General features: G+C 68.5%; 17 protein-coding genes and 2 pseudogenes. 13 read left to right on the top strand and 6 right to left on the bottom strand.

What is annotated here, in order from left to right:
• The first annotated feature begins 168 nt into the window (after nt 1-168).
• Nucleotides 169-1104, top strand: coding sequence for an aldo/keto reductase (locus AB0C36_RS36970; protein ID WP_435839187.1), 936 nt, complete (start codon nt 169-171; stop codon nt 1102-1104).
• Nucleotides 1105-1171: 67 nt separating this feature from the next.
• On the opposite strand, the gene AB0C36_RS36965 is transcribed toward AB0C36_RS36970, so the two are convergent.
• Together AB0C36_RS36965 and AB0C36_RS36960 are read right to left on the bottom strand one after the other, a co-directional pair.
• Complete coding sequence (locus tag AB0C36_RS36965; RefSeq protein WP_358362935.1) at nt 1172-1543, bottom strand: TetR/AcrR family transcriptional regulator; 372 nt, start codon at nt 1541-1543, stop codon at nt 1172-1174.
• 50 nt (nt 1544-1593) lie between these two features.
• A complete protein-coding gene (locus AB0C36_RS36960) occupies nt 1594-2583 on the bottom strand; it encodes an alpha/beta hydrolase (protein WP_358362934.1) in 990 nt (329 codons plus the stop codon).
• 191 nt (nt 2584-2774) lie between these two features.
• On the opposite strand from AB0C36_RS36960, the gene AB0C36_RS36955 reads away from it, so the two are divergent.
• Together AB0C36_RS36955 and AB0C36_RS36950 are read left to right on the top strand one after the other, a co-directional pair.
• Nucleotides 2775-3971, top strand: a complete 1197-nt coding sequence (locus tag AB0C36_RS36955; protein WP_358362932.1) for an amidohydrolase family protein — start codon at nt 2775-2777, stop codon at nt 3969-3971.
• Nucleotides 3968-4429, top strand: a complete 462-nt coding sequence (locus tag AB0C36_RS36950; RefSeq protein WP_358362931.1) for a nuclear transport factor 2 family protein — start codon at nt 3968-3970, stop codon at nt 4427-4429. Before AB0C36_RS36955 ends, AB0C36_RS36950 begins: the two co-directional genes overlap by 4 nt.
• A gap of 73 nt (nt 4430-4502) precedes the next feature.
• Here AB0C36_RS36950 and AB0C36_RS36945 read toward each other — a convergent pair whose 3' ends face one another.
• Complete coding sequence (locus AB0C36_RS36945; protein WP_358362930.1) at nt 4503-5243, bottom strand: TetR/AcrR family transcriptional regulator; 741 nt, start codon at nt 5241-5243, stop codon at nt 4503-4505.
• 88 nt (nt 5244-5331) lie between these two features.
• Nucleotides 5332-6114 carry an SDR family NAD(P)-dependent oxidoreductase gene (locus AB0C36_RS36940; protein ID WP_358362928.1) on the bottom strand — a complete coding sequence of 261 codons (783 nt, stop codon included), beginning with the start codon at nt 6112-6114 and terminating at the stop codon, nt 5332-5334.
• Between the two features lie 205 nt (nt 6115-6319).
• Between AB0C36_RS36940 and AB0C36_RS36935 the strand changes: the two genes are divergently transcribed.
• The gene (locus AB0C36_RS36935; RefSeq protein WP_358362926.1) at nt 6320-6571 is read left to right on the top strand and encodes a hypothetical protein; all 252 of its coding nucleotides are present in this window, start codon (nt 6320-6322) and stop codon (nt 6569-6571) included.
• 90 nt (nt 6572-6661) lie between these two features.
• Here the strand turns inward: AB0C36_RS36935 and AB0C36_RS36930 are convergent, their stop codons facing one another.
• Nucleotides 6662-9709: a glycoside hydrolase family 2 TIM barrel-domain containing protein gene (locus AB0C36_RS36930; protein WP_358362924.1), complete on the bottom strand. Its 3048-nt coding sequence runs from the start codon at nt 9707-9709 to the stop codon at nt 6662-6664.
• A 174-nt stretch (nt 9710-9883) separates the two neighbouring features.
• On the opposite strand from AB0C36_RS36930, the gene AB0C36_RS36925 reads away from it, so the two are divergent.
• The 3 genes and pseudogenes from AB0C36_RS36925 to AB0C36_RS36915 form a co-directional block, all read left to right on the top strand.
• Nucleotides 9884-10870 carry a Gfo/Idh/MocA family protein gene (locus AB0C36_RS36925; protein WP_358362922.1) on the top strand — a complete coding sequence of 329 codons (987 nt, stop codon included), beginning with the start codon at nt 9884-9886 and terminating at the stop codon, nt 10868-10870.
• A 39-nt stretch (nt 10871-10909) separates the two neighbouring features.
• Nucleotides 10910-11077, top strand: a pseudogene (locus AB0C36_RS43310) (hypothetical protein); the annotation flags it as partial.
• Nucleotides 11068-11271: pseudogene (locus AB0C36_RS36915) on the top strand (ATP-binding protein); the annotation flags it as partial. The pseudogenes AB0C36_RS43310 and AB0C36_RS36915, both read left to right, overlap by 10 nt.
• A 184-nt stretch (nt 11272-11455) precedes the next feature.
• Here the strand turns inward: AB0C36_RS36915 and AB0C36_RS36910 are convergent.
• Entirely contained in the window at nt 11456-12454 is a 999-nt protein-coding gene (locus tag AB0C36_RS36910; RefSeq protein WP_358362918.1) for a LacI family DNA-binding transcriptional regulator, read from the bottom strand.
• A gap of 173 nt (nt 12455-12627) precedes the next feature.
• On the opposite strand from AB0C36_RS36910, the gene AB0C36_RS36905 reads away from it, so the two are divergent.
• From AB0C36_RS36905 to AB0C36_RS36880, 6 genes are all read left to right on the top strand, one after another.
• On the top strand, nt 12628-14889 hold the full coding sequence (locus AB0C36_RS36905) for a glycoside hydrolase family 3 C-terminal domain-containing protein (RefSeq protein ID WP_358362916.1): 2262 nt from the start codon (nt 12628-12630) through the stop codon (nt 14887-14889).
• Nucleotides 14890-15123: 234 nt separating this feature from the next.
• Nucleotides 15124-17400, top strand: coding sequence for a beta-glucosidase (locus AB0C36_RS36900; RefSeq protein WP_358362914.1), 2277 nt, complete (start codon nt 15124-15126; stop codon nt 17398-17400).
• Nucleotides 17401-17515: 115 nt separating this feature from the next.
• Entirely contained in the window at nt 17516-17866 is a 351-nt protein-coding gene (locus AB0C36_RS36895; protein ID WP_358362913.1) for an SDR family NAD(P)-dependent oxidoreductase, read from the top strand.
• Nucleotides 17755-18288 carry an SDR family NAD(P)-dependent oxidoreductase gene (locus AB0C36_RS36890; protein WP_358362912.1) on the top strand — a complete coding sequence of 178 codons (534 nt, stop codon included), beginning with the start codon at nt 17755-17757 and terminating at the stop codon, nt 18286-18288. Before AB0C36_RS36895 ends, AB0C36_RS36890 begins: the two co-directional genes overlap by 112 nt.
• A 558-nt stretch (nt 18289-18846) precedes the next feature.
• Nucleotides 18847-21081 carry an ATP-binding protein gene (locus AB0C36_RS36885; RefSeq protein WP_358362910.1) on the top strand — a complete coding sequence of 745 codons (2235 nt, stop codon included), beginning with the start codon at nt 18847-18849 and terminating at the stop codon, nt 21079-21081.
• 5 nt (nt 21082-21086) lie between these two features.
• A partial coding sequence (locus AB0C36_RS36880) for a branched-chain amino acid ABC transporter permease (RefSeq protein ID WP_358362909.1) occupies nt 21087-21894 on the top strand: 808 nt, incomplete at its 3' end.

Genomic DNA, 21894 nt, shown 5'->3' with positions numbered 1-21894 from the left:
GAACACCTCGCCGGCTTCAAAGTCCCCAAATACATCATCGTCACCGACACCCTCCCCAAAAACCCCAGCGGCAAAATCCTCAAACGCGAACTACGCAGCCTCTACGGCCACCTCGCCGCCGAGTGATCCCGGGGGCGACCCGTTCCACCATTGATCAAGGAGCACGTGTTGCAGTACTCAAGCGTCGGCCGCTCGGGCCTCAAGGTGTCGTCCCTCGGGCTGGGGTGCAACAACTTCGGCATGAAGATCGACCAGGCCGCCGCGACCGAAGTGGTCGACGCCGCCCTGGACGCCGGCATCACCCTGTTCGACACCGCGGACATCTACGCCAAGGGACAGTCCGAGGAACTCCTCGGCAAGGCTCTCGGCGGACGCCGAGACGACGTCGTCATCGCGTCGAAATTCGGGGCCCCCATCGCGCCTGGACCGTACGGTGGCGGGTCGTCGCGGCGACACATCATCCGGGCCTGCGAGGACAGCTTGCGTCGGCTCGGCACGGACTACATCGACCTCTACTACCAGCACTACCCGGACCCGGAAACACCGATCGACGAGACCCTGCACGCGATGGACGATCTGGTACGCGCCGGTAAGGTGCGCTACACGGCCGCATCCAACCTGGCCGCCTGGCAGCTCGCGGACGCCGTTCACGTGGGACGCGCCAACAGTCTCGGGCAGTTCCTCGCCGTCCAGGCCGAATGGAACCTCCTCACGCGCGACGCCGAGCGGGAACTCGTACCCGCCGCCGCTCAGTTCGGTGTCGGTGTCATCCCCTACTTCCCGCTGGCGTCGGGGCTGCTGACCGGCAAGTACCGGCAAGGCGCCGACTATCCCGAGGGCTCGCGGCTCGCTTCGCTGCCGTACTTCACCTCCGTGGCCACACCGGAGAACTTCGCGGCCGTCGAGCGGCTGCGCAAGGTGGCGGACAATGCGGGCCTCACCATGGTGGGAGCCGCGCTCTCGTGGCTCGCCGCGCAGCCGACAGTGCCGTCCGTACTCGTGGGCGCCACGTCCGCCGCGCAGGTCGCCGCCAATGCCGAAGCGCTCACCGAGCTGACGCCGGACCTGCTCGCCGCAATCGAATCGGCCGCCGCGGGTTCCTGAACCGCGTTGGTCGCCCGTGCAGGGGGCGGGCGACCAACGCCTTCGCTTTGTTCAGAGCCGCTCGGCCTCAAGAGTGTTGCGCCACACAGCTGTCAGGGTGTCGAGCATCGCGGAACGCTCGCGCGTCCAGCGGCCCGCCATCCAGGACGGCATGAACGTCCCATACGGCAAACTTTGCTTCGGTGTCCGCCCAGATGCGGTCGGCCAGCGCGCCGACGATGTCGGGTTTGCCGGTGAAGTGCAGGTAGAACGTTGCTCGGGCCGCCCCGGCCTCGGCCACGATGTCGTCGACCGTAGTGGCCTCATAGCCCTTTGTCTCGAACAGGTTGCTCGCCGCTGCGATCAGCCGCTGGCGCGTGTAGATCTTCTGCCGGGCACGCATGTCCAGGCTCGGCGAGCGTCCCTTGGACTCGGACGATGGGTGGGTCGAGGCAGGCATACCGCCAGCGTACGGTCCCGACGAGACACGTGTCTTGGTGTTGCGTCCATTCACTGGTCACTGTGTCTGCCCGGTGTACCTTCTGGCAGGCAGGGAGCCGTGAGTGCCGTGCGCACGACATCACAGCAGTAGTCCAGCGCTGCCGAGCATGCCGACACCTGCGCGTAGTACGACAGGAAGCCGTGGCACAGGCCCTCGAACGAATGGAAGGTCACCGGGACGCCGGCCGCCTCGAGCGCCTTGGCGTATGCCACCGCGTCGTCGTGCCCGTGGTCGTAGCCCGGCGCCACGATGAGCGCCGGGGGCAGGCCCTCAAGAGTCTCGGCGTGCAGTGGGGAGATGTACGGCTCACGAAGATCCGTACCATCGGCATACATCCGCCACATGGCTCGGGCGTTCGACACGGAGAGCAACGGCCCCTCGGCGAACGTTGTCCATGACTCGCGTTCTGACACCCCGTCAAGGCCTGGGTACGCCATCCACTGCATCGAGAAGCGTGGTCCACCGCGGTCCCGGGTGAGCAGACAGACCGCCGCCGCGAGGTTGCCACCGGCACTGTCCCCGCCGACGGCCACCCGGTTCGGGTCCCCACCTACCTGGCGAGCGTTCTCCACGACCCAAGTCGCCGCCGCATAGAAGTCCTCCAGGGGAGCCGGAAACGGATGCTCGGGCGCAAGGCGGTAGTCCACGGCGACGACAACCACTCCCGCACGGTTGGCGATCTCCCGGCAGAGCGCGTCGTGCGTCTCGAGGTCACACATGACCCACCCGCCGCCATGCGCGAAAACCAAGACGGGGAGGCCCGCGCCTGGTCCAGGCTTGTACACCCGAATGGGCACCGGTCCGACAGGTCCCGGGATCGCGCGGTCGACGATCGTGTGCACCGCGGGTCGCGGTTGCCCGGTCATCCCCGCGACGGCGCGTGCCCTGGTTGTGGCGAGGGTCTCTGCGGTGACCTGCCCGGACGCCGGGGTCGCTTGCATGATCGCAGCGAGTTCCGGCGGGAGCAGAGGGTAGCGGGGATCGGGTGCGACGAACACGGGCGGCTCCTCACGCACAAGCTCTGGGTTCGAACCACGGAGCATCAACTGACTGGACATTATGTCCATAGTGTCCGGTCGGCCACAGCACGCGGGCGTCAGCCTGAAACAGGCTCCACCACGGGCATTGTGACGTCCACGTGTTTAGCGTAACGTCCACGCTAAATCTGGGTTGCAGGAGGGATTCCGCCGTGATCGTCTATGACGTCGACTCTCATTTCGAACCGGCGCCGGATTGGCTCGACGCCTTCCCCTCGCTCAAGCGGCGGCTGCCCGATCTCCTTCCGGAGCATGAGCCGGAGTTCGCGCTCCGCAGCCCCGAGCACTTCGCGTACTTCGTCTCCGACGGGATCCGTCCGTTGGCCCCGTCGTCCGAACGCGTACCCCTGGACCGGCTGGTGACCCCGTTCCTTCGCGCCATGTACCCCGAGGACGGCCCGGCGACCATCAACGGTCACTGCCAACACCCTTCGGTCGACGGCGACGCGAGGATCGCGGCGCTCGACGCCCAGGGCATAGCCCTGCAGAACGTCATCAGCGGCGCCGGGTACACGCTCATGACCTGCCTGCGCGATCCCGCGCTCGCCCGCGACACCGCATGGGCGCTCAATACCCATCTCAGTGAAGCGCTGTCGGCACACCGGGACCGACTCCTGCCGGTGACGGTGACGCATTTCGACGACCTCGACTGGGTGGTCTCCGAGATGGCGCGGATGCGCGCGCTCGGCAGCCGCGCCTTCCACGTCACCACCGAATTCAGCAACAACATCCCGCCGTACCACCCCGAGTTCGACAAGGTCTGGTCGGCGGCGACGGACCTGGGCATGGTCGCCGTGCTCCACGTCGGGATGATGCCGCCGCGCTATCACCCCGCGTACGCCAACACCCAGGACCCGGCGCTGATCACACGGATGAGCACCAGTCAGTCCTTCCAGGCCGCCCAGGTCTACCTGAACGCGCTGGTCTTCGGCGGCGTGTTCGAACGCCATCCCGCGTTGACCGTCCTGCTGTGCGAGACCGGCATCGACTGGCTGCCGTTCGCGGTCGCCAATATGGACGGGCGGGCGGCGCCCGGCTCGGCCGCCCTGCTCGGTCCGTACGAACTGCCCCTGAAGCCCAGCGAGTACGTGCAACGCAACGTCCGCGTCAGTCCGCTGCCCCAGGCCGCCCAATCCCCCGTCGACCTGTTCGAGAACCTTCCCGATGTCGCGGTCTTCTCCTCCGACATGCCGCATTTTGAAGGCAGCCTGGCACCCATCGAATTCTGGCGCGGCGAACTGTCGGACGTCGGCAGCGACGCCTGGGAGCAGTTTGTGGGCGGGAGCATGGCGGAGGCGTACGCACGGATGGGCGACCCGCTGCGCAATCCCGTGGCGACCGCCTCATGACCGCAACCGGTAGCGCCCGTTCGGCGCCGCCGACGGAGCTGTCTGCGGCGGACCGTCTGGAGATCGCCGAACTGCCCGCGAAGTTCTGCCACTTCTCCGACTACGCCGAGTACGAGCGGTTTTCCGAGGTCTTCACCGACGACGTGGTGACCGAACTCGTCGGCGTGGGCGAGTACAACGGTCTCGCAGCGCAGATCCTGCACGCCCGCGACACCGAGATTTGGACCGCGGGTCACGCCTGGCACGTGGTGACGAACATGTGGATCCGACCGACGCCGGAAGGCGCTGCCGTGCACTACTACATGCTCGGCATGATCCGGACCGGCGCGGAGGACAGCGGCAGGGTCAACACCACGGGGCGATTCGTCGACCACGTCGTGCGTACTCCTGGCGGATGGCGCATTCGACGGCGCGAGTTCACGATGGATCGCCCCGCGACCCCGCCCGACCTGGCTTGACCCCGGCGCCGGGTCTGGAATGTCCGATCGGCGCGTCACCTCCGCCGATGCGCCGATCGGACTCCCCGAAGTACTACGCCGGCGAGGCGTTGCTGAAAAGCGGGTTCATCGGGCCCTCGCGGCCCCGCTTCGACGCGCTGCCCGCCCCGCCCCCCTTGGGACTCAGCGCCTCGACCGCGGCGATGGTGGACTCGATGACCACGTCATCCAGGCGTCCGAACGCGGCCGGCAACGCGTCGAGGATCGGCGCCACACGTACCTGTTCGTCCGCACTCGCCTTGTCGAGAGCTTGGCGCAGTGTCGGAAGCATGTCGGACATCGGCCTCCTCTTACTGGCCAGGGTGGCCTGCCCGACGATGGTCGTGCCGATGAGCGTGATCGCCAAAGCCAGATCCTGCTCGCCCAGGGACAACGGCTCGAGCATCTCCGTCAAGAGGACGAAGGACGGCAGCCACGCCGGTTGGCGTGTAGAGGCGATGTAGGGCAGCAGCTGCGGGTAGGGCCGCAGGTACTCCATGCTCATGGTCATCCAGTTGCGCAGTTGCTCCCGCCACGACGCGCCGACTGGCGGCTCGAAGCTCATACCCGTCGCGACGCGGTCCGCGACCGCGTGCAACAGGTCGTCGCGGTCCGGGAAATACCGGTACAAGGCCATCGGCGCCGAGTCCGCGGCCTCCGCCACCCGCTTGATGGTCAGTGGAGCGGCCGGGTCCTCGTAGACCAACGCGACCGCGGCGTCGACGATCTGGTCGCGGGACAGGCGTGCCGGACGACCGCGCCCACGCGTGGGCGCGCTTCCTGGTACCTGAGTCATCCTCGTCCCCTTCACCGCGCCGCATCGGTGCGGACCGCGTGTGACCTCAGGTACGCATCCCGCCGGCCGGATCGCCGCGCGCAACAGGTCAGTGGAAGATCATCGGCGCGGTGGGACGCGGCGACGCGGCCGGTCCCGCGGTGAAGCCACCGTCCACATAGTAGTCGGCGCCGGTGATGTACGAGGCGCCGGGCGAGGCGAGGAATGCCACCATGTGCGCGATCTCGTCGACTTCCCCCGCCCTGCCGAGCGGGAGCCCGCTGAACCGGGTGTCCTGTTCGGCGCCGCTGCGGTCCCCGGGCAGCATCGCGGTGCGGATCGGCCCCGGCACCAGGGCGTTGACCCGAATTCCGGCGGGCCCCAACTCAAGCGCCGCGGTGCGGGTGAGTCCGCGTACCCCCCATTTGGAGGCCGAGTAGGCGGAGGCCCACGCCTGGCCCTGCACTCCGCTGGCCGAGGCCACGTTGATGATTGCTCCTCCCCCCGCGGAACGCATCGTCGGGGCGACGGCGCGGATGCCGAGGAACGTGCCCACGAGGTTGATGTCGAGGATGCGGCGGAAGGCGTCGGGGGATTCGTCTTCGATGGCCACCAGGCGCATGGCGGCGGCGTTGTTGACCAGGACATCCAGTCGGCCGAACCGGGACACGGCCGCCTCGACCGCCGCCGTCCAGTCCATCTCGTCGCTGACGTCGTGGCGCACGTACGCCGCGCAGTCACCCAGCTCCGCGGCCAGCTCCGCCACCGCATCCTTCTGGATGTCGGCCAGCAACACCCGGGCACCGCACCGCGCGAACATACGCGCCTCTGCGGCTCCTTGCCCTTGAGCGGCACCGGTGATCAGCGCGACGCGGCCGTCAAGGTCGTACATATCTGACTCCTCTGATCCGAGTACACAACGGAACGGGTTCTGCATCTCTAAGTCGGTACGCGCCACTGCAGTTCGATGTGCAGGCCGAACGCAGGAAGCCCGCAGGCAAGCACATTCGTATGCACGAAGACCTGCATCCCACCGCGGACTCCTCGTTTTACGTACGCGTTACACTTATAGACGATCTCCCTTCGATGGGCCAGACATGCGCATCGCCGAGGCCGCCCGGCAGCGCAGCCGAGGGCAAGAAGGTCGACTCACGTACGTGGTGCCGCAGAACCCGTCCTCGGTCGCGGTCGCGGAGTTCATGCTGAGCCGGCTCGCGCTCGTCGCCGACGTGCCGTCGTGGTCGTACGCCGAATCCGTCACCGGCGCGATCTACAACGACAAGGTCACGAGTGTCGAGCACTACAACGCCGGCGTCATCTTCCTGGACCGCCTCGGCTTGAAGTCGTAGCACCGCTGGGAACAGCACGACTTCACCACCGCAGACGCGAAGCGGTGCCGCTCCGAGTCGGAGGGGCACCGCTTCGCGCATGGTGCGGCGTCACCCGAGTTCGAGTTGCCAGGTCCAGTGGTACTCCCCGGCACGGAGGCGGTGGTTCGGGTGCGTGTCCGGGCCGACCGCGGCGGTGCCGAGTCCGCGGTGGGCGAGGTCGAGGTGGACGAAAGTCTCAGGGCGCGGCTTGAGTTCCCAGGTGTGCCGCGCGTTCTCCAGATCGGCGGGCTGCAAGTGGGAGACGTTCATCTGCACGGGCCGGTCCGTCGTGACGGTGATGCGCTGGTTCGTCTCGGCGGTGAGGACGAGTTCGGTGACGTCGGCCCGGCCGCCGTTCTCCTGCGGACGCAGGTATGGCACGGCCAGCTCGTCGACCGAGGAAGTGAACCGGCCCAGCAGGCCGGAGCGTTTGCGGTCGGGGTACGTTTCGTGGGGTCCGAGACCCAGCCACGAGACTTGCTCGAAACCGGGGATCGTGGCGAAGGTGATCCCGAGCCGGGGAATGTCTTCCAGCTCGTCGGGGACGACCACCGTCTCGGCGAGCCGGAAGCAGGTATCCGTGACCGCGGTGATGTGCTGGCGGTGTGTGATCGTCGCGCCGTAGGCCGCGGTGTAATGACTGACGAGGGTCGCGGTCGGGCCCGTGACTGTCAGGTCCGCCAGGGTGCGGGTGACGCGGAAGAGCCCGGAGCGAACGGCGCGCCGGTCGAGGGAGGGTGACAGGTCGTTGTCGGTCTGCGCCCGCCACAGGGACAGGGTAGGCGGCGCACTGAGCAAAGGGTGTGTCAGCAACCCTTCTTCGTCGACAGGTACACGGCCCGCGGGGATGCCGACCGCAGGTAGCGCCGCTGGTATGCCCAGTGGCACCTGAAGGCGGGCGATCTCCGTACCCTCGACCGCCCAGGGTTCGGCGTCCGCGAGACGTAGCGTCAAGGTGAGCGCGACCGCGTCCGGTTCGACCAGCGCGGCGACCACCAAAGGCGGGAGTTCCACTGCCCCTTCGCCGCCGGGAGGGATCGCCGGAGCCGGGAGCGTCACGACGCTTCCGGGGCCGGTGAGGGTTTCGACCTGGAGTTCGACCAACAGGTTTGCCAGGTCACGGAAGGCCTGGCGGTTGCGCAGCACCACCCGCCCTTGCTGCGCTTCGCTCGTTGCGGACACCACCCGCACCGGAGCGAAGAGGTGGCGGGCCTCGTAGAACGCGGGCTGTGGGCTTCCGTCGGCGAAGACCAGGCCGTTGATGCACTGGGTGCCGTCGTTGGGCAGGTCCCCGAAGTCGCCGCCGTAGCGGTGGCGGCCATCCCCGTCGGGGTCGAGACCGTGGTCGGCGAACTCCCAGACGAATCCGCCCTGGAGGCCCGGGGTGGATTCGAACAGGTCCCAGTAGTCGGCGAGTCCGCCGGTGGAGTTGCCTTCCGAGTGCGCGTACTCGCACAGGATCACCGGCCGGTCGGCGCGCGGGTGTTCGGCGTAGGCGCGCAGCGCGTCCAGTGTCGGGTACATGGGGCAGACCACGTCGGTGGCGCGGTGGCCGTCGTGCCAGTCGGCGGCGATCGCGCCTTCGTAGTGCAGCGGGCGTGTCGGGTCGTACGACCGCACCCACCCTGCGGCGGCGTCGTGGTTGACGCCGTAGCCGCTCTCGTTGCCGAGCGACCACATGATCACGCACGGGTGGTTCTTGTCCCGGCGCACCATGCGCGAGACCCGGTCCACGAAGGCGCTCAGGTATCGGGGGTCTTCGCACACTGTGGCGGCGTGACCGTGCGCCTCGATGTCCGCCTCGTCGACGACGTACAAGCCGTACTCGTCGCACAGGTCCAGGAAGGCGGGGTCGTTCGGGTAGTGCGAAGTGCGGACCGCATTGACGTTGAACCGCTTGAGCAACGCCAGTTCCGACGCCATCTGCTCGTGCGAGATCACCCGGCCGGTACGGGGGTTGAAGTCGTGCCGGTTGACGCCCTGGATCCACACGCGGCGGCCGTTGACCAGGAGGTCCCGGCCGCGGATCTCCACCCGCCGGAACCCCACCCTGATCGTGGCTCGCTCGGCGATCTCCCCGCTCGGGGCGACGAGTTCGACGTCCATCGGGTACAAATGCGGGTCTTCCGCGGACCATGGCCGGACGTCGAGGTCCGCGGCATGGAGACGGACGAGCCCTCCCCTGGGCGGGAATGCGCTCTCGTGGACCAGTCGTGCGATCGCCTGCTCCTGGTCCGTCAGCGATGCACCCGCCGGGAAGAGGGTCAACAGGTCGAGCACGCCGTCAGGGACCTGAGACAACGGCGGCCCGTCCGGGTGGTTTCCGGGGCGCTCCCGGGGTGGCACGACCAGCAAGCGCGTCGGAGGAACCGGCGCTTCGGCGGGTTCGGACCGAGCGACGAGGCGCGCACGCACCGTCCATCCCTCGGGGACGGGGCCAAGCCGTTCGGCGACGTCCACGGTGACGGTGAGGGCGCCCTTGCCACTCGTCGGGTCGAAGTCGGCAACCGCCTGCAGGTCCGCGAGGTAGGTCGTGCCGGTGGTGTAGATGTACACGGAGCGTGGGATGCCGCCGTGCCACCACTGGTCCTGGTCCTCGATGTAGCTGGCGTCGGACCATTTCACGACGGTGAGTTCGAGCTCGTTGTCGCCGGCGCACAGGTGGTCGGTGATGTCGAACTCCGCCGCCAGGTGCGAGTCCTTGCTCACCCCGACATCCACTCCGTTGAGCCGGACCAGCAGCACGCTTTCCGCCGCGCCGACGTGCAGGACCACACGTCGGCCGGCCCAGTCCCCCGCGGTGAACCGACGGCGGTAGACACCGGTCGGGTTCTCCCGGGGCGGGTGCGGGTACGGCGCGTCGAACGGCATGGCGATGTTCGTGTAGTGCGGCCGATCTTCCGTGCCCTGCATCGTCCACAGCCCGGGAACGTCGATGCTCTGCCATGTGGCGGCGCGTTCCGCCCGGGGACCGGACAGGAGTTGGAAGTCCCAGACCCCGTCGAGGGGCATTCGCTCGGGGTGCGGCACGGCATGCATCGGCGAGCGGTTCAGGGACGTCAGTTCGGGCGCGTCCCACGGTTCCTGACCGGCCGATGCACGGATGTGTGTGTTCATTCAGATGGCCTTCACTTGTCGGTGGTCGTTCCCGGCGAGGCCGCGTGGCGGCAGCAATCTCCGCGGGTAGCGCGTGCTAACCAACGGTAGGCTACGATGCCCAGGTAGCGCGCGCAACCATCATGCGCAGCCGCCTACTTCTGCAAGCGAGTTCGGCCGACCGAAGGGCACACCGTGAGCGCTGAATCCGGAAGCTTCTCCTGGGGCGTGGCGGCAACCGGCACGATCGCCGAGCAAGTGGGCGCGATCATCAGCCGGCAGCCCGGCATGAGCATCGCGGCGGTGGGCTCGCGGGACCTGTCGAGAGCCGGGAGCCTGGCGTCCAAACTCGGTGCCCCCTCCGCCTATGGGAGCTACGCCGAACTCGTGGGCGACCCCGCTGTGCAGGCCGTCTACGTCGCCACCCCGCACGCCCAGCACCGCTCCGTCGCGGAACTCGCCATCGCCGCGGGCAAGGCGGTCCTCTGCGAAAAGCCCCTCACCGCCAGCCTCGCCGAGACCGATGCCCTTGTCGCGCAGGCACGCGCCGCGAAGGTGTTTCTCATGGAGGGGATGTGGATGTGGTTCAACCCGCTGATCCAGAAGGCCCGCTCCATCATCGACAGCGGTGCGCTCGGCGAAGTCCGCACAATCGAGGCCACCTTCGGATTTCCCCAGCCCTACGACCCCGCACACCGCCTGTGGGACCCGCAGCGCGGTGGCGGTGCACTGCTGGACCTGGGCATCTATCCGGTGGCTCTGGCGTACCTGCTGCTCGGCGAGCCGACATCGACCACCGTGACCGGCACCCTGTCAGCGAACGACCTCGACGCCCACGCCGAGCTTTATATGACGTGGCCGAACGGGGCCGAAGCCGATCTGCGTACGTCGCTCACCCAATGGCTGCCCATGAGGGGCCGCATCGTCTGCTCCGCGGGCGAAGTCGTCATTGCGCCACCGTTCCACGCGGCGACGCGCATCACCGTTTTGCGAGACGGACGCAAAGAGCAGCATCTGATCGACAGTTCGGATGCCGCGTTCGTCGCGCAAGCTGATGAAGTTCGTGATCGAGTGCTGCAAGGCCACACGGAGAGCGCGACTGTGCCCCTGGAAGCCTCGCTTGCGCTCATGCGCATCCTCGAGGACGCCCGGCGCGCCATCGGCGCCTGCGCTTTCGTGTAGCGCGCGAAGCGATCGCGGGGGGGGTTGGGAGTCGGCGGCGTGCCTTTCGAGGTCACCGGCGTCGAACTGGACCTGGGAAGCGTTCTGGTGCTGTCCAGCGACGGCTTGGTGACCGGCCCTGATCATGGTCTCGAACGCGGCATGCGCGGACTGTTGGAACAGATCGAGCGATTCGACTGCGCACACCGGGACTTGGACCAAGCAGGCCACGACCAGCTCGAGGCCGCAGCCGACATCCCACTCGACGACGACACGCTGCTGATGGCAGCACCGACGAAGGCGGCCGCGGCCTCTTCCTGGTAGCTCAGCTCACCCGCCGCCGGGGCAGCAGACACCGGCAGTCCGGAAAGACCATCTGGGCCGAGCAGCCTTTGGCCGGGGAGCCCTCGCCGACGCGCTGAGCACCACCGGCATTGGTCCCCTCTCCGTGGCCACTTGCGCCCCTCCGAGAGCGCTCTTGCGAGGCGACTCACGCCGGGCAGGCCGACGTCAGGCGTCGGTCTCACGAGGCGAAGAGTGGTGCCCCCGCACGGTTAGGGCGCGGGGCAGCAGGCAATGCGGACCGCTGCGTTGCCGGCGTACGGGTTAGCCGGTGGTCGACTTGCGGGCGACGACGTACGTGTCGAGTTCGGTCCACGTGGACGTCAGGGGGCGACCGTCGGCTTCGTGGAGCGCGACTTCGGCGAGGTAGCGGGCGGCTTCAACCGTGTCCATCCGCACGCTCGAAAGCGGCGGGTAGAACAGCTCGGCCATGGGGCTGTCGTCGTGTCCGATCACCGCCAGGTCCGCGGGGATGCGCAGGCCGGCTGCGATCGCCGCACCCGCCACCGTGGCCGCGACGTCGTCGTTGTACGCGACAATCGCGGTAACGCCATCAGCGGCCCATGCGCGCACGGCGTCCGCAGACGAACCGTCGGCGTGGGCGACCGCGCGCACCCCCACCACCTCCATACCCAGGTCCTCGGCTCGCCGCACGGCAGCCTCCGCGCGCGTGCGCTGGAGTTCGAGCATCTGGGAATCGGCGAGCGAGGCCAGCGCGATGCGCCGGTGCCCCAACTCGTGCAGATGATCGACCTGCATCCGCGCGCCTTCGGAGACACCAGGCGCCTGGTCGTAGCGTGCCGACTCCCCGGGGCGCGGCACGATGCGCCGCACACCCGCAAGTCGCATGGACGCCACTTCGTCGTCGGTGAAGGTCGTCCACCCGATTACGACGTCCGGGTTCAGGGTCTCCCACAGCGGCGGGGCCCCGCCGGGCCCCCCGGTCTGCGTCACCAGCGCATACCCCGCTTCCGCCAGGACACGGGCGCTCTCGTCGAGCGACGCCTGCAGGCTGGATCCGAGGAGTCGACCGGGCAGAACCAGCAGGATGATCTTGCTGCGCCCACGGGCGAGGTCGGCCGCGGCGCGGTTGGGCTGGTAGCCGAGACGGGCCGCCGCGTCGAGAACGCGGGCGCGCGTGGCGTCCGAGATCTTTTTGCCCGGTGTGTTGTTCAGGACGAAACCCACGGTGGCGCGGGAGACCCCGACCTCCTTGGCGATGTCCACCGCCGTGACACGTCGGGCGGCGGCCAGATCCGGCACTGGGTTCCCCTTCCAAACCTCGGCGCATGTTGCGCGCGCTACCCGGACATCATAGCCTGCGAGCGAGTAGCGCGCGCTACCTGCGCGGTCGCGCCGGGAAGCCGTCCGGGCGCACGTCTGCCTCGCGTGAGACCCAACCGCAAAGCGCGCATCGAACCACCGAGAGGACCCACTTGCCGACCATCGACCCCGCCGCCCTGTCCCTTGAGCAGAAGGCAAGAATCCTGACGGGACGGGACCACACGACCAGCCACCCGGTCCGCGAGGCAGACGTCCCGTCCATCGTGCTCGTCGACGGTCCTCATGGGGTCCGGCCACCGCAAACCGCCGCAGATCATCTGGGCATCAACGAGAGCCTGCCGGCGACGTGCTTCCCTCCCGCGGTCGCCGTGGGGTCCAGTTGGGACCCCGAGGTGGCCGCCCAGGTCGGTGAGGCGGTCGCGCGCGAGGCTCGGACGTACGGTATCGACGTCGTCCTCGGGCCCGGGGTCAACATCAAGCGCTCGCCGCTCTGCGGTCGCAACTTCGAGTACTACTCGGAAGACCCTTTGTTGTCCGGGGTGTTGGCCGGCGCACATGTGCGAGCTATGCAGTCCGCGGGCGTCGGGGCCTCGCTGAAGCACTTCGCGGCGAACAACCAGGAGAACGACCGCGTCCATGTCAGCGCGGACGTCGACGAACGGACGCTGCGCGAGATCTACTTCCCGGCGTTCGAGCGCGTGGTCACGGACGCCAAACCGGCGACGGTCATGTGCTCCTACAACCGCATCAACGGCGTGTTCGCCGCCGAGAACCGCTGGCTGCTGACCGAAGTCCTGCGCGACGAATGGGGGTTCGACGGCCTGGTCATCTCCGACTGGGGCGCGGTGCACGACCGCGTGGCGGCACTCACCGCCGGGATGGACCTGGCCATGCCGATGGACTGGGGTGTCGGTGAGGCCGCGGTGCTCGCGGCCGTCGGTGCGGGCGAGTTGGACGAATCCGTGGTCGACCGGAGCGTGCGGCGGATCCTTGCCCTTGCGGCAAAGGCGACCGGCGCGGAGGCCACGTCGTCCGGGACCACCGAGGACTTCGACGTCGACGCGCATCACGCCCTCGCCCGGCAACTCGCCGCCGAGTGCGCGGTGTTGCTCAAGAACGACGGCGGCACTCTGCCTCTGGCGGCCGACGCGCGGATCGCGGTGATCGGTGCGTTCGCGACCGCCCCGCGCTACCAGGGTGGCGGCAGCTCGCACATCAACGCGACTCGCACGGACGCCGCGCTCGATGCCATCAGGGGGCTCGCGTCGAGCCCGGATGCCGTGCGCTTCGCCCAGGGGTTCACGCTCAAGTGCACCGACGAGGCCCTGCGCGAGGAGGCCGTGGCGGCGGCACGCGAGGCGGACGTGGCAGTGGTGTTCGCCGGCCTGGCGGAGGCGGACGAGTCCGAGGGATACGACCGCGAGACGATCGACCTGCCCGCTGCCCAGGTCGAGGTGATACGCGCCGTCGCGGCGGAAGCCCGTCGCACGGTCGTGGTCCTCTCCAACGGCGGCGTGGTCTCGCTCGAAGGCTGGCACGACGACGTCGACGCGATCCTCGAAGGGTGGCTGCTCGGCCAGGCCGGCGGCGGCGCGCTCGCCGACCTGCTGTTCGGAGCGGCGAATCCGTCCGGACGGCTCGCCGAATCGATCCCCTTCCGCCTGGCGGACAACCCGTCGTACCTGAACTTCCCCGGCGAGCTGGGGCACGTGCGGTACGGCGAAGGCGTCATGGTGGGGTACCGCCACTACACCAGCATTGCGTTGCCGGTCCGCTACCCGTTCGGCCACGGCCTGAGCTACACCACCTTCGCAACCGACCAATTGGAGGCCACCCTGACCGGCGACGACACCGCCGAAGTCGCCGTGACCGTCACCAACACCGGCACCCGCGCCGGCAAGCACGTCGTGCAGGTGTACGTCGCCACCAGCGCCGGCCCGGTCCGCCGGCCCGCCCGCGAGCTACGCGCCTTCACCAAGGTCGCACTGGAACCGGGCGAGTCGCGGCGCGTGGCGTTCACGCTCGACCGACGTGCGTTCGCCTATTACAACGTCGAGCAGTCGGGATGGGCTGTCGCCGGCGGCGAGTACACCATCCAGATCGCCGACAACGCGGTCGATGTCACGGCGGAGGCCGTACTCACTCTTCCTGGCGACGCACCGGAGACGCAGCCCCTCACGATCGAGTCCTCGCTCGGCGAGTGGCTCGCCCATCCGGTCGTCGGCCCGGAACTCACCGCCCGGCTCAGCACTGCCGCCCCGGCCCCCAAGGACGAGGAGGAGGCCGAGGAGAACGCCCGGCTGCTGCGCATGGCCGCTCCCATGCCGATGAGCCAGTTCTTCCTGTACGCCCCGCTCTCCGACGACGACCGCAACCATCTGCTCACCCTCGCGGACGCATCCGCACCCTCGTAGGCCGACTGCACCCTCGCGGACGGCTCGGCGGGACTTCGCCCTGAGCACACCCGCGACACGTCGCACCTCAACGGGGCCGGGTATGCCGCCTGGACCGACGAACCAAGGCCGCACGTCGCCGCGTTCGCCGGGCAGCGCAACGGTGCGCCGCACGGATCCGCGCTGTCGTGCACGCCTCACCGTCCGACCTGACCAACCTCGCCGCCCGCCGGCCCGACCAACGAAGGCCCCTTTATGACTGAGACCACCCGTCCCGTGGACGACGCCGCCGTCAAGGCCGCCGCGCTGACGCTTGAACAGCAGGCGTCTCTGACCTCAGGCGAGGACGTCTGGCACTTCCAAGGGATCGAGGAAGCAGGCATCGCCCCGGTGATGGTCTCCGACGGCCCCCACGGGCTGCGTCGCGAACCCGACGACAACCAGATGAACATCGGCAACAGCGCGCCCGCCACCTGCTTCCCGCCCGCCGTGACACTGGCCTGCACGTGGGACACCGACCTGTTGCGGCGCGTCGGTGAAGCACTTGGTCGCGAGACACGCGCGGCCGGGGTGTCGGTTCTGCTCGGGCCCGGCGTGAACATCAAGCGCCACCCGCTGTGCGGACGCAACTTCGAGTACTTCTCCGAAGATCCGTTCCTCGCCGGGCGACTCGGCGCGGCGTATGTGCACGGAGTGCAGTCCCAAGGGGTGGGCACCTCGGTAAAGCACTTCGCGGCCAACAACCAGGAGACCGACCGGCAGCAGGTCAGCGCCGACATCGACGAGCGCACGCTGCGGGAGATCTACCTCGCCGCGTTCGAGCACATCGTCAAGGACGCCCGACCGGCGACCGTCATGGCCGCCTACAACAAGATCAACGGGACCTACGCCACCGAGAACACCTGGTTGCTCACCCAAGTGCTGCGCGGGGAATGGGGTTTCGAGGGTGTCGTGATGTCCGACTGGGTGGCCGTCGTCGACCGCGTCCGCGCGTTCGCCGCAGGCACGGACGTCGAGATGCCCCCTACCCACAGCGACGAGTTGATCGTGCGCGCGGTCGAGGCGGGGACAGTCGACGCCGAGCAACTTCAGGCCGCCGCCGCTCGGGTGATCCGCCTCGCGGACGCCACAGCAGACGCACGGGACGAACCCGGCACGTTCGACGAGGACACCCACCACCGGATCGCCCGCGAAGCCGCGGCGGCCGGCGCCGTACTGCTCAAGAACGACGGCGACCTGCTTCCGCTCAACCCGGATGGCGACCACCGCATCGCGGTCATCGGGGAGTTCGCCCGCACCCCCCGCTACCAGGGGGCAGGCAGCTCCCAGGTGGTACCGACACGGCTTGAGAACGCCCTCGACGCGATCACGGCCCTCGCCGGGGTGGATCGCGTGTCGTTTGCCCCCGGTTTCAGCCTCGACGAGGACGCCGACGACGAAAGCCGTGCCGCCCTCACCGCCGAAGCCGTACGCGCCGCACGTGAGGCGGAAGTCGCCGTGCTGTTCCTGGGCCTGCCGCCCACCGCCGAATCCGAGGGCTTCGACCGGACCGATTTCGAACTGCCGGCCGATCAGATCCTTCTCCTGGAGGCCGTGCACCAGGTGAACCGGCGTACGGTCGTCGTGCTGTCCAACGGCTCCGCCGTCTCGGTCGCTCCCTGGCAGGCGCATGCGCCTGCGCTGCTGGAGGCGTGGCTGGGCGGCCAGGCCGGCGGGCCGGCCGTCGCCGACCTGCTGTTCGGCCTCGCCAACCCGACCGGTCGACTCGCCGAGACGATCCCGTTGCGCCTCCAGGACGCTCCCTCGTACCTGTTCTTCCCCGGCGGCGAACGGCGTGTCCGCTACGGCGAAGGCGTCTACGTCGGTTACCGCCACCACGACACCCTCGACCGGCCCGTGGCCTACCCCTTCGGGCACGGCCTGAGCTACACGACGTTCGAACTCGGAGACGTCGGCGTCGTGCCCGCCGGCGACAACGCCTTTGACGTCACGGTCCCGGTGGCCAATACCGGGGACCGCTCCGGCGCGCAGATCGTGCAGGTCTATGTCCGCGACCTGGAAAGCTCGATCGACCGCCCACTGCACGAGCTCAAGGGCTTCGCGAAAGTCCATCTCGCGCCCGGCGAGACCGGCTCGGCACGCGTGCACCTCGACGAACGCGCCTTCGCCTTCTGGTCGATCGCCGAGAATCGCTGGAAGATCGAGCCTGGTCAGGCCGAGATCCGCGTGGGCTTCTCGTCCCGCGACATCCGCGCCCGCCAATTGGTGGACCTCACGGGGAACACGGTCGCGCCTGCCCTGGACGCGATGTCCACCCTCGACGAGTGGCTCGCGGACCCGGTCGGCGCACAGCTGATGGGCCCGGTGATCGCCCCGTACCTCGAACCGGGTGAAGGCAAGCCGGAGAACATCCGCGAAGTGCTCGGGGCCATGCCCCTGACGAAGATCGCCAACTTCGGCGGTCCCCTCACCCACGACCACGTCGACGCGCTCGTCGCCGAGCACCGCAAGGCCACCACATCCATCGCCTGAATCCGGGGCAGTTCACGGCACCCAGTCCGAGCGAGACGACGGGGGCGCCGCGCTCGCATACAGAGAGATCGCCCCCGTCCTGCACCCCACCTGACGGCACTTGAAGGAGTAGACCATGCCGTTCACCCCCGTCCCCGACCGTTTCGCCGGCAAGACCGCCCTCGTCACCGGCGCGGCCTCCGGCATCGGCCGGGCCACGACGCTGAGGCTGGCCGCCGAAGGCGCCCACGTCTTCGCGTTGGACATCGCCGCCGACCGCTTGGCGGAGACCTGCGACCTCGCGGCCAAGCCTCCCCCGGCGAAGTCGTCGGCCGCGTCACCGACGTCGCACAACGACAGGAGTGCTTCGCCGCCGTGGCCGAAGCGGTCGACCGGTACGCACGACTCGATGTTCTCGCCAACGTCGCCGGCGTCGCGCGGGCCGAGCACATGCTCCAGGTCTCGGAGGTCGACTATCGGCGGATGATGGCGATCAACACCGACGCCTGCTTCTTCCTGTCCCAGGCGGCCATCCCCCACTTGCTGGAAGCCGACGGCAATATCGTGAACGTGGCCTCCAACGCGGGCCTGATGGGCCAGGCCTACACCGTGGCCTACTGCATGTCCAAGGGCGCGCTGGTACAGATGACCCGCTCCCTGGCCTGGGAGTTCGTCAAAACCCCGCTGCGTGTCAACGCGATCGCCCCTGGCGGAGTGGAAACGCCGTTGGTCAGCGGCTACCAGATGCCGCCGGACGTCGACTTCGAACTGATGATGCGCTACACGACGCCGCGCCCGATGGCACAAGCGGAGGACGTCGCCGCGCTCCTGTGTTTCGTGGCTTCCGACGAGGCACGCAACATCAACGGGGCCGTACTGTCCACCGACAGCGGCGTCACTGCCGGCTAGCGCCACCACTCGCCGTTTGCCGGCAACACTGCGGAGGTTGCGGCAGGGCATCATGCGCGTAACACTTACGCAAAATATGTTCGGAACAACCGCCTTTGCCCCACCCCGACAGAAGACCGCCGCCACCCCCGCGGCGGTCTTCTGTCCTTCTCCCCCACTGGGCGCCACCGGCGGGTCGCCCCCGACCCGTGAGGCAACGTCGCAGGTCAGCGGCGCGTCACACCCAAACGTGGCAACGCGTTGACCTGGCTGACCGCCGCACGTGATCAGAACTCCCCGAAAACCTCAAGCCAGATTGGTAGCGCGCGCAACCCATTGCGGCTACGCTCCACACACTCCCTTGTTAACCCGCACGACATGTAAGCCCGAGCAATACGCCGTCATCCAAGCGATTCCATATGGTTTGCGCCGATACGCGGACGAGGCGACATGTCCGGCGCGCCCAAGCCAGGTTCGACCCCCGGCCGACCCCACGCCAGAACCCTTCAGAACGTCCCATGCGGAGACTCCCATGCTGAAGTGCATCCTCTTTCGGCTCCAGCCCGAACGGCCAGGCTCGTGAACGCGCCCTCCAGGCCGGAGCCCGGCATCGACGCCATGCAGGCGCCGATGTCGGCGGCGGGGCTGGCTGCCGGGCTCATCGATGCGGAGGCAGAACGCCGAGAGCGCCAGTCTGAGGCGCAGCGTGAGGTGCTGTTCGCCGACGAACTGCTGCCCGGCGTGGGCGACAGGCAACTCTCCCTTCGCCAGGGTCTGGCCGCAGGTGGGTCGGCCACGTTCATCACCTTGACGGCACTGGCGTCGATGGACGAGTTGGAGTCGGCCGCGCTGGGGGTCCTCGCGCCGGACATCCGGGACGCGTTCGGGATGAGCGACGGCGCGATCGTGTTCATCTCCGCGGCGTCCGGGGCGTTCCTCGTGCTCGGCGCGCTGCCCATGGGCTGGCTCGCGGACCGCTGTCGGCGCAGTCGCGTGGTCGGCTGGGCGGGTGTCGCGTTCGCCGCGATGGTGTTCGCGTGCGGCTTGGCGGCCAACGCTTTCCTCTTCTTCCTGGCCCGCTTCGGCGTCGGAGTGGCGAAGTCCAGCACCCTCCCGGTGCACGGGTCCATGAACGCGGACACCTACCCGATCGGGGTCCGCGGACGCCTGGCCACGCTCAGTGCCGGGGCCGCGAGAACGGCGGGAGCGCTCAGCCCACTCGCCGTCGGCGGCATAGCCGCCCTGGCGGGCGGGGACGACGGATGGCGCTGGCCGTTCCTCATCCTCGGACTTCCCGCGTTGCTCGTCGCGGTCTGGGCGTTCCGGCTCCCGGAGCCACCGCGCGGGCAGTACGAAATGAAGTCGGTGCTCGGTGAGGTCGTCCAGGACACCAAGCCGATGCCGATCTCCATGGAGGCAGCGTTCGCGCGGCTGATGCAGATCCGCTCGATCAGGGGCGCCATCATCGCGTTCTCCGCCCTCGGGTTCAGCCTCTTCTCCGGCGGGGTGCTCGCGAACCTGTGGGCCGAGGACCACTTCCACATGTCCACGTTCGAGCGCGGGTTGATGGGCTCGATCGGCGGCGCATCCATGCTCGTGGCGCTCCCGTTCGCGGGCCCCTGGTACGACCGCCTCTACCGGCGCGACCCGGCACGCGCGATGGCGCTGCTGGGATTCATGATCCTTCCCGGTGCGGTGCTCATGCCAATCCAGTGGTTCATGCCGAACGGCTGGGCGTTCATGCTCGCCGGAATCCCCGCCACGATCCTGTCGTCGGTCACCTTCGCCATGGTCGGCCCGGTATTGCAGTCGGTGGTCCCCTACCGGCTGCGCGGCATGGGCGCGGCGCTGTCGGCGATCTACATCTTCTTCATCGGCGCCACCGGCGGCGCCCTGCTCGCCGGGCTCATCAGCAATGCGTACGACCCGCGCGTGGCCACGCTCGTGGTGGGCGTTCCCTCCACGTTGGTCGGCGGGTACCTGCTGGTTCGCAGCTCGCACTTCATCAAGAACGACCTGTCGCTGGTGGTTCAGGAGCTGCGCGAGGAACTGGAGGAGCGCGACCGGCAGTTGGAGGACCCGGAGAACATCCCGGTGCTCCAGGTCCGCAACGTGGACTTCTCCTACGGCCACGTCCAGGTGCTGTTCGACGTCGAGTTCGACGTCAAACGGGGCGAGACGCTGGCTCTGCTGGGCACCAACGGCGCGGGCAAGTCGACCATTCTGAAAGCTATTTGCGGCCTCGGGACCCCGTCGCGCGGGGTGGTGCGGTTGAACGGCCGCACGATCACGTACGTGGCCCCCGAGCAGCGCGGCCGGTACGGCATCCACCTGCTGCCCGGCGGCAAGGGCGTGTTCCCGGACATGACCATCCGGGAGAACCTGGAAATGGCCGCGTTCCGCTTCCGGAAGGACGCGGCACATCGCGACGAACGGTTCACCTACGTCCTGGGCCTTTTCCCCGACTTGGCCGACCGGCAGAAGCAGCAGGCCGGGTCGTTGTCCGGTGGCCAGCAGCAGATGCTGGCGCTGGCGATGGTGCTGATGCACGAACCCGAGGTGCTGCTGATCGACGAACTCTCGCTCGGGCTGGCGCCGGTGGTCGTGCAGGACCTCCTGGCAATCATCGAACGCCTCAAGGCCGACGGGCTCACCATCGTGATCGTCGAGCAGTCGCTGAACATCGCCCTCGCGATCGCCGACCGTGCGGTGTTCCTGGAGAAGGGCCAGGTCCGCTTCACCGGACCCGCCCGTGAACTCGCCGAACGCGACGACCTCGCCCGCGCGGTCTTCCTCGGCAAGGAAGGCGGCTGACCAGCATGGAAATGCCAACGCTGCAACTGCTGTTCGACGGCGCCGTCACCGGACTGGTGATCGGCCTCCTCGCGATGGGCATTGTGCTTGTCCACCGCTCCACCCGCGTCATCAACTTCGCCGTCGCCAACATGGGCCTGGTCGGCTCGGTGCTCTTCGCGCTCCTGGTGGTGCGTTGGGACGTCCCGTATTGGCTCGCTCTCATCGTGTCGCTGGCGGTCGGGGCGCTCTTCGGCGCGATCGTCGACCTGGTCGTCGTACGGAGGCTGTTCACGGCGCCGCGCGTCATCGTGCTGGTCGCCACCATCGGCGTGGCGCAGCTCGCGCTCACCGTCGTCACCGCGTACCCGGATTTGGACGACTACACCACGGAGTCGTACCCGGTGCCCTGGACGGGCACGTGGTCCCCGGTCGACGACCTGCAGATCAGCGGCGCTCAGCGGAGCGTCCTGGTCACGGTGCCGATCGCGGCGATCGTGCTGGGTTGGTTCCTCGGCGGCACCGTACTGGGCAAGACCGTCAAGGCCTCCGCGGGCAATCCGGAACTGGCGCGCTTGAACGGCATCAGTCCCAAGGTCGTTTCCACCGCGGTCTGGGCCATCGCGGGACTGCTCGGCACGCTGTGCCTGATATTGATATCCGCGCAGACCAAGTCCCTCACGCAGATAGCCACTTTGGGACCGACCACTTTGCTGCGCGCACTCGCGGCGGCGGTGATCGCCCGCATGGTCTCCTTTCGCATCGCCCTGCTCGCAGGTGTCGGGCTCGGTCTGCTCCAGTCCTTCGTGCAGTTCAACTGGCTCGACCAACCTG

Origin of the sequence: Streptodolium elevatio (genome assembly GCF_040649515.1) — a bacterium.
In the GTDB taxonomy this organism is placed as follows: Bacteria; Actinomycetota; Actinomycetes; order Streptomycetales; family Streptomycetaceae; genus Yinghuangia; species Yinghuangia elevatio.
Note: the sequence above shows the minus strand (reverse complement) of the source record. Positions and strands in the feature narration are given on the sequence as shown.

Excerpts from the sequence above, each read along its gene's own strand:
- AB0C36_RS36965 (WP_358362935.1), bottom strand. The coding sequence starts at position 1,543 with ATGCCTGCCTCGACCCACCCATCGTCCGAGTCCAAGGGACGCTCGCCG.
- AB0C36_RS36950 (WP_358362931.1), top strand. The coding sequence starts at position 3,968 with ATGACCGCAACCGGTAGCGCCCGTTCGGCGCCGCCGACGGAGCTGTCT.
- AB0C36_RS36945 (WP_358362930.1), bottom strand. The coding sequence starts at position 5,243 with ATGACTCAGGTACCAGGAAGCGCGCCCACGCGTGGGCGCGGTCGTCCG.
- AB0C36_RS36940 (WP_358362928.1), bottom strand. The coding sequence starts at position 6,114 with ATGTACGACCTTGACGGCCGCGTCGCGCTGATCACCGGTGCCGCTCAA.
- AB0C36_RS36935 (WP_358362926.1), top strand. The coding sequence starts at position 6,320 with ATGCGCATCGCCGAGGCCGCCCGGCAGCGCAGCCGAGGGCAAGAAGGT.
- AB0C36_RS36930 (WP_358362924.1), bottom strand. The coding sequence starts at position 9,709 with ATGAACACACACATCCGTGCATCGGCCGGTCAGGAACCGTGGGACGCG.
- AB0C36_RS36900 (WP_358362914.1), top strand. The coding sequence starts at position 15,124 with ATGACTGAGACCACCCGTCCCGTGGACGACGCCGCCGTCAAGGCCGCC.
- AB0C36_RS36895 (WP_358362913.1), top strand. The coding sequence starts at position 17,516 with ATGCCGTTCACCCCCGTCCCCGACCGTTTCGCCGGCAAGACCGCCCTC.